Here is a 13,132-nt window from a genome sequence, read left to right as displayed (position 1 = left end):
CTCCATGACGCAAAAAACCATTCTGCGCACCGCTTTCTGGGTGGTCCTGCTGGGCTTCATCGCCTGGGACTACCAGCATTCCAAGCCCGTGGACCTGCGCTTCGAAGCGCCGCTGATCGCAGCCGGTTCCGGCCAGGCCGTGCAAGGCGGCCACTGCTCCATGCCGGACTGAAGACGCGCCCCGCTGCGGGCGTGCCGGCACACACCGCCCCCTCGGCTGCGAGGTGGGCGGTTTTTTTATGCCGGTGCCGCACACCCTATGCGCCGAGAGGATGCAAGCGCAGCGAGGCGCAGCGAGGCGCAGCGAGGCGCAGCGAGGCGCAGCGAGGCGCAGCGAGGCGCAAGGATTCGCACCGATCAGCACCCAACAGCGCCGATTCGCGCAAACTCGCCCCAATACTGACAACATCCTGACAAATACATAGCGCCCGCAAACTACAAAAATAGGAGCATTGATTCACGACACCACGAGGAATTCCAAGCCATCCCATATGAATTCCCTATCACGGGGTGTTTTTCAAGGGACAGATCAAATGTTTCATTTCGTGAATTGACTGACAGAATTTGCCGGCTCTATTGACGAACGGACTGGACAGATTTGCCAGCCAGCACCCGCCGCCACGCACCGGCCAGCCGTTCCCGCCCTCTCCCCCCTCAGGAATTCCGAATGAAACAAGTCAGCATCCGCGCCCGCCTGTGGCGTCTGGTGATCTCGCTTCTGGTTCTGGTTGCGACCTCTGCCCTGGCGTTGATGTGGCAGTTGCAGGTGGCCAACCAGCGCCTGTCCACCATCTACAACGACCGCGTGCTGCCCATGCAGCAGCTCAAGGTGTCGGCAGACAGCTACTCGGTCAAACTGATCGAAGTAGCCACCAAGGTCTATGTGCAGCAGATCCTGCCCGAACATGGCCAGCAGATGCTGGCCGAGCAGCGCCAGCGCACGGAAGCCATGTGGGCCGCCTACCTGGCCACGGACTTGCTGGACAGCGAGAAAGAGCTGATCCAGCGCATCGAGGGCCTGAAGGAAGCCGCCCAGCCGCGCCTCAAGGAGCTGGACTCCATCCTGACCAACTACGATATGGAGCGCATGAGTGCCTTCATCGAATACCGGCTGTTCCCCACCGTCACCCCGCTTGCCAAGGCGTTTGACGAGCTGATCGACATCCAGACCACCGAAGCCCAGGCCGCCTACGAACACGCCAACACCGACTACCAGCGTCTGCTGGCCGTCAGCGCCGCCGTGCTGCTGGCTGCGATCGCACTGGCTCTGTGGACCGGACGCCGCCTGATCCGCGCCATCATCGAGCCGCTGAACGAGGCGGTGCAGGTGGCGGAAACCGTGGCCCGGGGCGATCTGACGGCCCGCATCAGCCACCAGGGCAACGACGAAGTGGGCCGCCTGCTGTCTGCGCTGCGCACCATGAACAGCAACCTCTCCCAGGTGGTGGGCCGCATCCGTGCGGGCAGCGAATCGATTGCCACTGGCGCCTCGCAGATCACCATGGGCAACAACGATCTGTCGCAACGCACCGAGACCCAGGCCAGCAACCTGCAGCAGACGGCAGCGTCCATGGAGCAGCTCACCGCCACCGTGCGCCACAACACCGATGCCGCCGCCCAGGCTTCCCACCTGGCGGTGCGCGCCGCCGACACGGCCCGCCAGGGCGGCGATGCCATGCAGCAGGTCACCCGCACCATGCAGAGCATCTCGGCCAGCTCCAGCAAGATTGCCGACATCATCGGCGTGATCGATGGCATCGCCTTCCAGACCAACATCCTGGCATTGAACGCGGCCGTGGAAGCGGCCCGCGCCGGTGAGCAAGGCCGCGGCTTTGCGGTGGTGGCCGGCGAAGTGCGCTCCCTGGCCGGCCGCAGCGCCGAAGCCGCCAAGGAGATCAAGGCCCTGATCCAGCAAAGCGTGGACCAGGTCGGCAGCGGAGCCCGTCTGGTGGACAGCGCCGGCGGCACCATCCAGGACATCGTGGAACAGGTGCAGCAGGTCTCGGCGCTGATCAACGAGATCAACAGCGCCAGCCAGGAACAGGCGCGTGGCATCAGCCAGGTCAGCGATGCCGTGAACCAGCTGGACCAGGTGACGCAGCAGAATGCCGCACTGGTGGAAGAAAGCGCCGCTGCTGCCTCCAGCCTGAACCAGCAGGCCCACCAACTGACCGATGTGGTGGCCACGTTCACGCTGGACCAGAGCCAGAGTTCTGCCCCGGCCGTGGAGTTGCCGGGCTCGGCCCTGCAGGCCCCGGCACTGGCTCCGGCCGCCCTGGCACCCGCCGCCCCACGCGCCTTGCCGCGCCAGGAAGCAGCCACGGCCGAAGCCTGAACCCCGCGCGCTGGCAATGGCCAGCGCAGACCCCCAAAAAAGGGAGCGCCATGCGCTCCCTTTTTTATTGGGCCGTGTGCAATGAATGACGCCGTGGTGGCGCGGGTGCCCGGTTTCAGTCCAGCAGTCCTACTCTCTGCACTGGCACTGGCACTGGCACTGGCACTGGCATTGGCACCCTTCCCATCAGGTGCGCTGTGCCACGACACAGCACACACGGTCAGGACCAGGTTCTCAGCCAGGGTACCTGGCGCGGTGGCTTATGCCCCACCTATCCAGACATGAAAAAAGGGAGCGCCATGCGCTCCCTTTTGGTGGACTGCCGTGCCTCTAGACCGTGGGGGTGGCGGCATGGTGGGCCATGCGCCGTTCGGCCCAGTGCTTGAGCGCACGCGGCAGGATCAGCACCATCAGCACGATGACGATCAGCGTCAGCGACATGGGGCGCTGCAGGAAGATGCTGAAACTGCCTTCGCCAATGGCCACGGCGTTGCGCATCTGCGCTTCGGCCAGCGGGCCCAGGATCATGCCGACCACCACCGGGGCGGTGGGGAAGTCGAAGCGGCGCATCAGCACACCCAGCATGCCGATGCCGTAGAGCAGGAACAGGTCGAACGTGCTCTGGCGCATGCCGTAGGCACCCACGGTGGCAAAGATCAGAATGCCGGCGTACAGCTGCGGACGCGGCACGCGCAACAGCTTGACCCAGATCCCCACCATGGGCAGGTTCAGCACCAGCAGCATGATGTTGCCGATGTACAGCGAGGCAATCAGTGCCCACACCAGCGCGGCCGAACTGGTGAACAGCTGCGGGCCGGGGTTGATGCCGTAGTTCTGGAACGCGCCCAGCAGCACCGCCGTGGTGTTGCTGGTGGGAATGCCCAGGGTCAGCAGCGGGATCAGCGCGGCGGTCACCGTGGCGTTGTTGGCGGCTTCGGGACCGGCCACGCCTTCGATGGCGCCCTGCTTGCCGAACTCGTCCTTGTTCTCGCCCTTGGCCAGCTTCTTTTCCATCGCATAGCTCAGGAACGTGGGGATCTCGGTGCCACCGGCCGGCACGCAGCCGAAGGGCGTGCCGATGATGGTGCCGCGGATCCAGGCGGGCCAGGAACGCTTCCAGTCGCGCGCCGACATGTGCACCCGCGTCAGCTTGTTCTGCGAGTCCTCCACCTTGCCTTCATACAGGGCGGCGTACAGCACTTCGGCCACGGCAAACAGGCCCACGGCCACCAGCACGATGTCGATGCCGTCCAGCAGCTCCATGCGGCCGGCCGTGTAGCGTGCGGCGCCCGAGATCTGGTCCATGCCCACGCAGCCCAGCGCCAGCCCCAGGAACAGGGCGGTCATGCCGCGCAGACTGCTCTGGCCCAGCACGGCGCTCACAGTGGTGAAGGCCAGCACCATCAGCATGAAGTACTCGGGCGGGCCCAGCTTGACCGCAAAGTCGGCCACGGCCGGGGCGAACAGGGTCACCACCACAGTGGCGATCGTGCCGGCCACAAAGGAGCCGATGGCCGCCGTGGCGAGCGCCGCGCCGGCGCGACCGCTCTTGGCCATCTTGTTGCCTTCCATGGCCGTGACCATGCTGGCGGTCTCGCCCGGCGTGTTCAGCAAAATGGAGGTGGTGGAGCCGCCGTACATGGCGCCGTAGTAGATGCCGGAGAAGAAGATCATCGAAGCCGTGATCTCCACCTTGCCGGTGATGGGCAGCAGCATGGCCACAGCCACCGCCGGGCCGATACCGGGCAGCACGCCCACGGCCGTGCCCAGGGCGCAGCCCAGCAGGGCCCACAGCAGATTGATGGGAGTGACAGCCGTGGCAAAGCCCGACATCAGTGCATTGAAAAGTTCCATCACAGCCACCCTGTTTCCGTCAGTCCTGGCAGGTTGATGGCCAGGAATTGCGTAAAGGCCCAGAACACCGGCGCAGCAATCGCCAGGCCCACCAGCAGGTCCTTGAGCAGACCCTGGCCCGACAGGGTGTGGGCCTGCTTGGCCGCACGGCGCAGACCTTGCACGGCCAGCACATAGCACAGCGTGCAACTGAGGATGAAGCCCAGGTGCTCGATCAGCCCGGCATTCAACAGCATGCCGGCGGACACCCAGACAAAGGCACCGAGGTCGGCCTTGGCCTGCCCGCCCGGGTCGGCCGCATTGCGGTAGCCGCCGGTCCTGGCTTCCCAGATCAGCCACAGGCCGCATATGGCCAGCACCACGGCGCAGACCCAGGGAATGAAGCCCGGGCCGACACCGCCATAGCCGGCATCACCGGGCACATGGCTGGCGCCCCAGCCCATGCCGATGGCCAGCAGCACCACGGCGCCGCCGACCCGCGCCTGCCAGGCTGCGGAAGGGATGGCTCCGCCTTCGCTCGGCGGTTCGGCGGACGGGATCGCGCCGTCCGCAGGATTGGTTTGGTTCATGAGAGATTCCCTCCTTGCACAGGAGTGCGCCATGGCGGACCGCAACGGGCGGCCGCGCCAGGCAGGCCTGCGCGGGACACGCTGCGTGTCACCGCGCCCGGCCAAAGGTCCGGCAGGGTCTGCCGGACGGTTTCACCGGTCAGACCATGCCGGAGCGGGTCATGGTGTCGCGCAGGCTGGCGAATTCCTTGTCCACAAAGGCGGCAAAGGCGTCGCCCGCCAGCCAGGCCGGGGTCCAGCCGTTCTTTTCCATGGACTCGGCCCAGCTCTTGCTCTTCAGGGCCTTGTCCAGCTTGGCGATCAGCTCGTCACGCTGCGCCTTGCTGATGCCGGGCGCGCCGTAGATGCCGCGCCAGTTGCCGATGGACACGTCAATGCCCTGCTCCTTGAGCGTGGGCACGTCGATGCCCTTGAGGCGTTCGTCGGAGGTGACGCCCACCGGCTTCATCTTGCCGGTGGTGATGTACTCGGCAAACTCGCTGTAGCCGCTGCCGCCGATGGTCACATTGCCGCCCAGGATGGCCGAAATCGCCTCGCCGCCCCCACGGAAGGCCACGTAGTTGATCTTGGCCGGGTCCACGCCCACGGCACGGGCGATCATGGCGGCGGCAATGTGCTCGGTGGAGCCGCGCGAACCGCCGCCCCACTTGATGGAGCCGGGGTCCTTCTTGAGCTGCGCCACCACTTCGGCCATGCTCTTGAACGGCGAATTGGCGGGCAGCACGAACACGTTGTATTCGCTGGTCAGGCGGGCCAGCGGCGTGGCCTGGGACAGGTTCACCGGCGGCTTGCCGGTGATGATGCCGCCCAGCATCACCGCACCCATCACCATCAGCGCGTTGGCATCGCCCTTGCTGCCGTTGACGAACTGGGCCAGACCGATGGCGCCGGCGGCACCGCCCTTGTTGTCGTAGGTGACGGTGGAGGCCACGCCGGCATCGATCAGGGCCTTGCCCACGGCACGGCCGGTGGTGTCCCAGCCGCCGCCGGGGTTGGCCGGCAGCATCATCTTCATGGCGGTGGCGGCCTGGGCCGACAGTGGCAGGGCGCCTGCGGCGGCCAGTGCCATCATGGACTTGAGGAAGGTGTCGCGTCGCATGTCTGTGTCTCCTTTGTTGGTGTGAATCGCCCCGCTGACCGCATGCACGCAGGGGGCGCTGCATTGCATCATGCGCCGCCAGCCTGTCAAACCGCTGTCCGCCCGCCTCAGTGAAAACCCCAGCACCGCCACCCTGCCAGCCCGTCTGCGCGGTGCTATGTTCCTGCGCCATGCACATTCTCCTGGTCGAAGACGATCCCGCCATGCACACCACCTTGCAGCGCGCCCTGGCGCGGCGCGGCATGCAGGTGCACTGGGTGGGCGACGGCCTGCAGGCCCTGGCGCAGTGGACGGCCCAGCCACCCGACGCCGTGGTGCTGGACCTGAGCCTGCCCGGCATGGACGGCCTGGATGTGCTGGCCCAGGCGCGCCGGCAGGGACTGCGCACGCCCGTGCTGGTGCTCACCGCCCGGGGCACCGTGGGCGACCGGGTGCTGGGACTGAACGCCGGCGCCGACGACTACCTGGCCAAGCCCTTCGATCTGGACGAACTGGAAGCCCGGCTGCGCGCACTGCTGCGCCGCAGCGCCCCGGCGGCGGCCGATGGAGGCGACAGCCAGGTGGTGCAGCTGGGGCTGATGCGCTATGAGCGCGACAGCGGGGCCATCTACCACCTGGGCGAGCCGCTGGAGTTCACGCGGCGCGAACGCGCGCTGATGCACGCGCTGCTGGCCAGACCCGGCCAGGCCGTGGCCAAGGAGCGCCTGTATGACCTGGTGTTTCCCGGCGCTGCCGAGGTGCAGTACGAGGCCATCGAGGTGGTGGTCTACCGCCTGCGCAAGAAGCTGGCTGGCACCGGTGTGGACCTGGTCACGCTGCGCGGCCTGGGCTATCTGCTGAAAGTGGCGGCTGCGCCTGCAGCCTGATCCCATGCCCCTGCCCGCTTCCTCCTCCATCGCCCGCACCAGCACCACCTGGTCGCTGCGCCGCCAGTTGCTGGTGGGCATTCTGGTGCCGGTGCTGGCCTTCATCGGTTTCAACACCTACAGCCTGTACCGCGAATCGCTGCAAACCCTGCACACGGCCTACGACCGCACGCTGCTGGCCTCGGCCAAGAGCATCAGCGAACAGCTGGACGTGCATGGCTACGACCAGCAGGCCCAGTTGCGCGCCACCGTGCCCTATTCGGCGCTGGAGATTTTCGAGGCCGACAACCAGAGCCGCATGTACTACCGCGTCTCCAGCCTGGACGGCGCCCTGGTCTCCGGCTTCCCCGATCTGCCCATGTGGCGGGGCCGCATCCCGGCGCGCCCGCCCTACAGCGCGCTGGTGGATTTCTACGATGCCTCCTTTCGCGGCGAGCCGGTGCGCGTGGCCGTGCTGCTGCAGCCCGTGGCCAGCGCCACCGGGCGCAGCATGGCGGTGATCCAGGTGGCCGAAACCCTGCAGCTGCGCCAGACACTGGCGCTGCACCTGCTGCGCGACACGCTGTGGCGCCAGGCCCTGCTGGTGGCGCTGGTGGTGCTGACCGTGCTGGTGGTGGTGCAGCGCGTCACCCGGCCGGTGCGCCGCATCAGCGACGCCATCGAGCAGCGCCCGCAGGGCGACCTCAGCCCCTTGCAGCCGTCCGCCGTGCCGCGCGAGCTGCAGCCGCTGCTGAACGCCACCAACCAGGTCATGGACCGGCTGCGCCCACTGCTGGCCCACCAGAAGCGTTTTGTGCGCGATGCCTCCCACCAGCTGCGCACACCGCTGGCCGTGCTCAAGACCCAGGTGCAGTCCGCCCGGCGCGGCGACATGCCGCCGGAGCAGGCGCTGGCCGAAATCGAAGCCACGGTGGACCGCGCCACCCGTCTGGCCAACCAGATGCTGGCCCTGGCCAAGGTGGAACAGCTGCGCCAGCAGGCCGAAGCGCCCACGCCCCAGCCCTGGGAGCAGATCGTGCGCGATGTGGCGCTGGACCTGGCCCCGCTGGTGGCCGACAAGGGCCTGGACTTCGAGCTGCAGGCCGACCAGCCGGTGCAGGTGGCCGCCCCGGAGTGGATGCTGCGCGAGCTCACCCGCAACCTGCTGCACAACGCCATCCGCCACGCGCCGCCGGGCACGCCGCTGCAGGTGCGGCTCACCCACAGCGCCACCGATGCGCTGCTGTGCATTGCCGACAGCGGCCCCGGCATCAGCCCCGAGCTGGAACGCCGGCTGTTCCAGCCCTTTGCCGCGGGCGACCGGCACAGCGGCTCCGGCCTGGGCCTGGCCATCTGCCGCGAAATCGTGCTGGCGCTGCACGGCGAGCTGCGCCTGGTCAACCGCCTGCACCCCATGCGGGGGGACGTGGTCGGCATGGATGCCATGGCGCAGCTGCCGCTGCACCCGTCGGCCGGACGCTGATGCACTGCAGCACCAACGCGCCCTCCACCCAGGCAAAATAAGGGCTATGAGCGAACTGCTTTCGATGCGATTGGACAAATGGCTGTGGTGTGCACGGTTTTACAAGACCCGCAGCCTGGCCGTGGAAGAAATCGGCAAGGGCCGGGTGAGCCTGAACGGCGCCCATGCCAAGCCGGCGCGCGAAGTGCGGGTGGGGGACACCATTGCCCTGCGCCAGGGCCAGGTGCCACGCACCGTGGTGGTACGGGGCCTGAGCGGCATGCGCGGCCCAGCCCCCGTCGCCCAGCAGCTGTATGAGGAAACCGCCGACAGCCTGGTCCAGCGCCAGCAGCTGGCCGAACAGCGCCGCCTGGCCCCGGAGCCGGCCGACGCCATTGCCGGGCGGCACGACGGCAGGCCCACCAAGCGCGACCGCCGCAGCATCGACCAGGTGCGCAGCAGCTGGGGCGAGCGCTGGAGCGCCTCCGTGGACGATCTGAAGCGCTGATGCGCTGACCTGCCCCGCTCCGGACGAGGTCTCGGCAGGGCCTGATCTGCTCAGCTTTGCATAGCTGTCTGCACCGAACCGGCAGGCTCTGGCGGCAATTCCTGTGCCCCGGAAGGAGAAAGCGATTGGTGTTCCAATCGGCGCTCTCTCTTCGCTTGTGACAAGGGGCCTGGTGCCCCAGGTATTCCGTGAAATTCGCTATGCTGTGGGCGCGCCGGGTGCGCGCCATCGCCGCCGCCGCCCTGCTGGCCGCGGCCCTCCCTTCTTCCCTGCTGCAGGCCAAGACCCCGCTGCTGCCCGCCACGGCAGCAGCCATCAGCGGTGACTTTGCCGAATGTCCCAGCTTCTTTGCCAACGGCACGCCGCCGGCCGTGCAGCCCCTGCCGCGCCTGCGTGCCCTGTGCTATGACGCCTTTGCGGTGCTGCACAACGGCAGCACCAAGACGCCGATGTTCGTGGCCCAGCGCCTGAACCGTGCCCTGGTGGAAGACGCTGACGAAAAGCGCAGCAACCGCTTCTATGCCGATGCCCGCCTGCCCCGCGCCGAACGCGCCGAGCTGGAGGACTACAAGCGCTCCGGCTACTCCCGCGGCCACATGGCGCCGGCCGGCGACATGCCCACGCCCCAGGCTATGGCGCAGAGCTTTTCGCTGGCCAATATGGTGCCCCAGTCCATCGAGCAGAACGGCGGTCCCTGGGCACGCATCGAGCAGGACACGCGCCGCTATGCCCGCCGCGCCCAGGGCGATGTGTTCATCATCACTGGACCGGTCTACCAGGGTGAGGAACACTCGGTGGGCGCCAACCATGTGCGCGTGCCGTCCCACCTGTTCAAGCTGGTGTATGACGCCCAGACCCACCGCGCCTGGGCCCACTGGCAGGCCAATGCCGACCACGCCACGGTGACCCGCCCCATCAGCTACCAGGAACTGGTGCGCCGCACCGGCATTGAATTCCTGCCCGGCATCCAGGTCCGCTGAACCGCCCCTTCCTCCGCCCAGGGCCGAGCGGAGGGTGAGGGATGGCGCGCAGCACCACAGCGCGCCTTACGCTGCGGGCTTCGGCCTGGCGCTTTTCAGGCGCTTCTCAGGCACTTTTGACGGACACCCCGGCCGTGCTGAAACTGGCCATCTCGCGCAGCACGGCACAGGCGGCCACCAGCAGCGGCCAGGCCGTGGCCGCACCCGAGCCTTCGCCCAGGCGCATATGCCAGTCCAGCAGGGGCTCGGCCCCCAGCTCCAGCAGCATCAGCGTGTGGCCGCGCTCGCCCGAGCGGTGGGCATACACGCAGCGCTCCAGCACCGCCGGGCACAGCCGACTGGCCACCAGCACGGCGGCTGACGTAATGAAACCGTCCACCAGGATCACGCGGCGTTCGGCCGCGGCCTGCAGCACCGCCCCGACCATGGTGGCCACTTCCAGCCCGCCCATGGCCGCCAGCACGGCCAGCGGCTCGGTCACCCCGGCGTGCAGGTCCAGCACGGCGCGCAGTACTTCCACCTTGCGGCGCACGCCTTCGGCGTCCAGGCCGGTGCCCATGCCGCTGACGCTGGCCACATCGATATTGGCCAGCCGCGCCAGCAGCAGCGATGCGCAGGAGGTGTTGCCGATGCCCATTTCGCCCAGCAGCAGCGCATTGCCCGGGAGCTTTTTGACCAGCGCCATGCCGTTCTGGATGGCCAGGCGGCATTCGGCATCGGTCATGGCCGGACCGACCGAGCTGTCCTGCGTGCCATAGGCCACCTTGCGGCGCCACAGGCGGGGCTCGCCGGGCTTGGGCAGCTTGTCTTCCGGATCCTGTTCGCGGCGGGCAATGTCGCGCGCCACGCCGCAGTCCACGATGTTCAGATGGATGCCGTTGGTGCGCGAGAGCACGCTCACCGCCGCCCCTCCGGCCAGAAAGTTCTCCACCATCTGCCAGGTGACATCAGTGGGATAGGCCGAGACGCCCCGCGCGGCCAGACCGTGGTCGGCCGCGAAGATCACCATCTGCGGGTCCTGCAGCACCGGCTGGTCCTGGCCCAGGATGGTCGCCACGCGCAGCGCCAGGCGCTCCAGCACGCCCAGCGAGCCCACGGGCTTGGTCTTGTGGTCCAGCAACTGCTGCACATGCTGGGTGAAGGTGTCGTCCTGGATGGAGGGGATGGCGGGCAGAAAGTCGTACATGGCGAAGCGGTTCCTACGCGGGGCACGGGCTGCGTGCCACGCTCACAAAAGAAGCGCCCAAGTATCCTCCTGCGCCCGCACCGGCGGCTTTGCCATGGCACAAGACCATAAAAAAATCTCTTCCGCGCGGGCGGAAGAGATCGGGGGCCTATACAGGCTGCAGGCGCAGGGGCCGGACCGGGCGGCGGGCTCACGCCAGCGCCCGTTTCAGCCCCATGGGGCTGCCGTGGCTTACTGAGGCACAGGGACCTGCTGGGTGTACTCGGTGATGGTGCCACCATCTTGCACCGAGCCGCTGACCTGACCGCTGCGCACACGGCCCACGCAGGCCTGGCGGTCCAGATCGGTCTTGAACACTTCGCAACGCGCCAGGGCATTGCGCTGGAGCTGGTCTTCCGGTGTCCTGGTGTCCAGCTTGCCGCGGCGGGCCTCTTCGCGTGCTGCGCCCGCTTCGCGGGTGGCAGGGTCGCGGTCACCGGGGTGCTGCGCCTTGTCGCCGCGGTGGTGCGGACGGTGGTGCTTGCCCATGGGCGGTTTGTCAGGGGCCTTTTTCATCATCGCCGGCGGTGGCGGGGCATCGGCCGGGGCGGCGGTTTGTGCGCCGGCCCAGCCAGCCATGCTCAGCGCCAGCGCGCTCAGGCCCAGTTGGACGGGACGAATCCAGGTGCGTGTCATCAGCAACTCCTTTCCAGGGTGGGAACACAAGAGTCAAAGCTTGCTGGTGTTTTCCCGGACGGCTTATCGGCCCAGCCCGTCAACGCATGCAGGCCACCGCCTACAGTGCGGCAGGCCGCTGCCGCTCATTCCACCGTCTGGAACCAGCGCCCCACCCCGTCGGCCATGCGCGCAAACACGGTTTCCAGCGACGGTGCGGCCGTGCCCCACAGCGCCTGCAGCACGGACTGGTTCTCGAACAGGCCGTGCCAGTAGCAGCCCAGGACGACGCCGTCCGGGCTGTGCCACAGCAGGCCGGGCACGGCTTCGACCACCGTCTGTCCGGCCGCCTGCATGGCGGTGTGCGGTGCCGTCCGTCCATGGTGGATCTCATAGACCGATGCCGCCATGCCTTCCAGGGCCTGCCAGGGAGCGGGCAATGCCGGCAGTCGCACCTCGGTGCGCTGCACCGTTTTCTCCTGTGCGAACAAGGTGGTCACCGGCAACAGGCCCAGGCCGGCCGCATTGCCGTCCACGCCGTGCAGATCGATCAGGGCCTCGCCCAGCATCTGCAGGCCGCCGCAGATGCCCAGCACCCGCTTGCCCGCAGCGGCATGCGCCACCACGGCGGCATCCAGCCCCTGGCTGCGCATCCAGGCCAGGTCTGCTGCCGTGGCCTTGCTGCCAGGCAGGATGACCCAGTCGGCCCCGGCCAGCTGCGCCGGTGTGCGTGCCCAGACCACGCGCACGCCGGGCACCTGCAGCAGGGGTTGGAATTCGTCCAGGTTGCTGATGCGCGGATAAGCGACGATGGCGATGGTGGTGTGGACGGCCTGGCCGGCACCCGCGCTGCCGCGGTCGTCGAACACGCCATCCTCTTCCGGCAGACCGTGCTGGAACTGCATGGGAATGCAGGCCACGGTGGGCACGCCCGTCCTCTCCTGCAGCATCTGCGGCGCCGGCGCCAGCAAGGCGGCATCGCCGCGGAATTTGTTGAGCACAAAGCCCTGGATCAGGGCCTGCTCGTCTGCAGGCAACAGCGCCCAGGTGCCGTAGAGGTGGGCAAACGCGCCGCCCCGGTCGATGTCCGACACCAGCAGGCAGTGCGCACCGCAGTGCCGGGCCACGCGCATGTTCACCACATCGCTGCTGTGCAGATTGATCTCGGCGGGCGAGCCCGCGCCTTCGATCACCACCACATCGTTTTCGGCGCGCAGCGCATCCAGCGCCTGCGCAATCTGTGGCCAGACCCGCAGGCTGCGGCCGCGCCAGGGCAGCTGGGAAAGGGCCTCGTCCACCTGCCCCAGCAGCACCACCTGGCTGCGGGTATCGGCCTCGGGCTTGAGCAGCAGCGGGTTCATGCGCACATCGGGCACCACGCCGGCCGCCAGGGCCTGCAGGTACTGCGCCGTGCCGATCTCGCCCCACTTGCCGTCGGGCGTGGCCACCACGCGCGCGTTGTTGCTCATGTTCTGCGCCTTGAAGGGCGCCACCCGGTAGCCCTGTGCGCGGTACCAGGCGCACAGCGCCGTGGCCACCCAGCTCTTGCCGGCGCCGCTGCTGGTGCCCAGCACCATCACGCACAGCGCCGGGCGCTGGCCGGGCACGGGGCGCGGCAGTTGAATCGAGGCGGTCATGTT

Annotated in this window: 12 protein-coding genes; 6 read left to right on the top strand and 6 right to left on the bottom strand. The window is 68.0% G+C overall.

The features are described 5' to 3' along the window. The first annotated feature begins 4 nt into the window (after window positions 1-4). Window positions 5-172, top strand: a complete 168-nt coding sequence (locus QM470_RS10560) for a hypothetical protein (protein ID WP_172591780.1) — start codon at window positions 5-7, stop codon at window positions 170-172. Window positions 173-667: 495 nt separating this feature from the next. Beyond that, on the top strand, window positions 668-2,335 hold the full coding sequence (locus QM470_RS10555) for a methyl-accepting chemotaxis protein (protein ID WP_283339232.1): 1,668 nt from the start codon (window positions 668-670) through the stop codon (window positions 2,333-2,335). 330 nt (window positions 2,336-2,665) lie between these two features. On the opposite strand, the gene QM470_RS10550 is transcribed toward QM470_RS10555, so the two are convergent. The 3 genes from QM470_RS10550 to QM470_RS10540 all read right to left on the bottom strand — a co-directional run bounded on the left by QM470_RS10550 (window position 2,666) and on the right by QM470_RS10540 (window position 5,857). After that, complete coding sequence (locus tag QM470_RS10550; RefSeq protein ID WP_280014080.1) at window positions 2,666-4,189, bottom strand: tripartite tricarboxylate transporter permease; 1,524 nt, start codon at window positions 4,187-4,189, stop codon at window positions 2,666-2,668. After that, window positions 4,189-4,758, bottom strand: a complete 570-nt coding sequence (locus QM470_RS10545; RefSeq protein WP_283339231.1) for a tripartite tricarboxylate transporter TctB family protein — start codon at window positions 4,756-4,758, stop codon at window positions 4,189-4,191. The genes QM470_RS10550 and QM470_RS10545 overlap by 1 nt, the downstream gene beginning before the upstream one ends. A gap of 139 nt (window positions 4,759-4,897) precedes the next feature. Beyond that, complete coding sequence (locus QM470_RS10540) at window positions 4,898-5,857, bottom strand: Bug family tripartite tricarboxylate transporter substrate binding protein (RefSeq protein ID WP_066534037.1); 960 nt, start codon at window positions 5,855-5,857, stop codon at window positions 4,898-4,900. Window positions 5,858-6,027: 170 nt separating this feature from the next. On the opposite strand from QM470_RS10540, the gene QM470_RS10535 reads away from it, so the two are divergent. From QM470_RS10535 to QM470_RS10520, 4 genes are all read left to right on the top strand, one after another. Next, on the top strand, window positions 6,028-6,723 hold the full coding sequence (locus QM470_RS10535; protein ID WP_280014082.1) for a response regulator transcription factor: 696 nt from the start codon (window positions 6,028-6,030) through the stop codon (window positions 6,721-6,723). Between the two features lie 4 nt (window positions 6,724-6,727). Next, complete coding sequence (locus QM470_RS10530) at window positions 6,728-8,185, top strand: sensor histidine kinase (protein WP_283339230.1); 1,458 nt, start codon at window positions 6,728-6,730, stop codon at window positions 8,183-8,185. 46 nt (window positions 8,186-8,231) lie between these two features. Further along, a complete protein-coding gene (locus tag QM470_RS10525; RefSeq protein WP_280014084.1) occupies window positions 8,232-8,672 on the top strand; it encodes an RNA-binding S4 domain-containing protein in 441 nt (146 codons plus the stop codon). Between the two features lie 188 nt (window positions 8,673-8,860). Next, a complete protein-coding gene (locus QM470_RS10520; protein ID WP_502846830.1) occupies window positions 8,861-9,652 on the top strand; it encodes a DNA/RNA non-specific endonuclease in 792 nt (263 codons plus the stop codon). A 106-nt stretch (window positions 9,653-9,758) separates the two neighbouring features. On the opposite strand, the gene cobT is transcribed toward QM470_RS10520, so the two are convergent. The 3 genes from cobT to QM470_RS10505 all read right to left on the bottom strand — a co-directional run bounded on the left by cobT (window position 9,759) and on the right by QM470_RS10505 (window position 13,129). Continuing rightward, the gene (gene cobT / locus QM470_RS10515) at window positions 9,759-10,838 is read right to left on the bottom strand and encodes a nicotinate-nucleotide--dimethylbenzimidazole phosphoribosyltransferase (RefSeq protein WP_283339229.1); all 1,080 of its coding nucleotides are present in this window, start codon (window positions 10,836-10,838) and stop codon (window positions 9,759-9,761) included. A 231-nt stretch (window positions 10,839-11,069) separates the two neighbouring features. Further along, complete coding sequence (locus tag QM470_RS10510) at window positions 11,070-11,513, bottom strand: hypothetical protein (protein WP_280014086.1); 444 nt, start codon at window positions 11,511-11,513, stop codon at window positions 11,070-11,072. A gap of 125 nt (window positions 11,514-11,638) precedes the next feature. Next, window positions 11,639-13,129: a cobyric acid synthase gene (locus QM470_RS10505; RefSeq protein ID WP_283339228.1), complete on the bottom strand. Its 1,491-nt coding sequence runs from the start codon at window positions 13,127-13,129 to the stop codon at window positions 11,639-11,641. Window positions 13,130-13,132 lie beyond the last annotated feature (3 nt).

Source organism: Comamonas sp. 17RB (assembly GCF_030056555.1).
In the GTDB taxonomy this organism is placed as follows: domain Bacteria; phylum Pseudomonadota; class Gammaproteobacteria; order Burkholderiales; family Burkholderiaceae_C; genus Comamonas; species Comamonas terrigena.
This window is presented reverse-complemented; position numbering and strand designations above follow the sequence as displayed.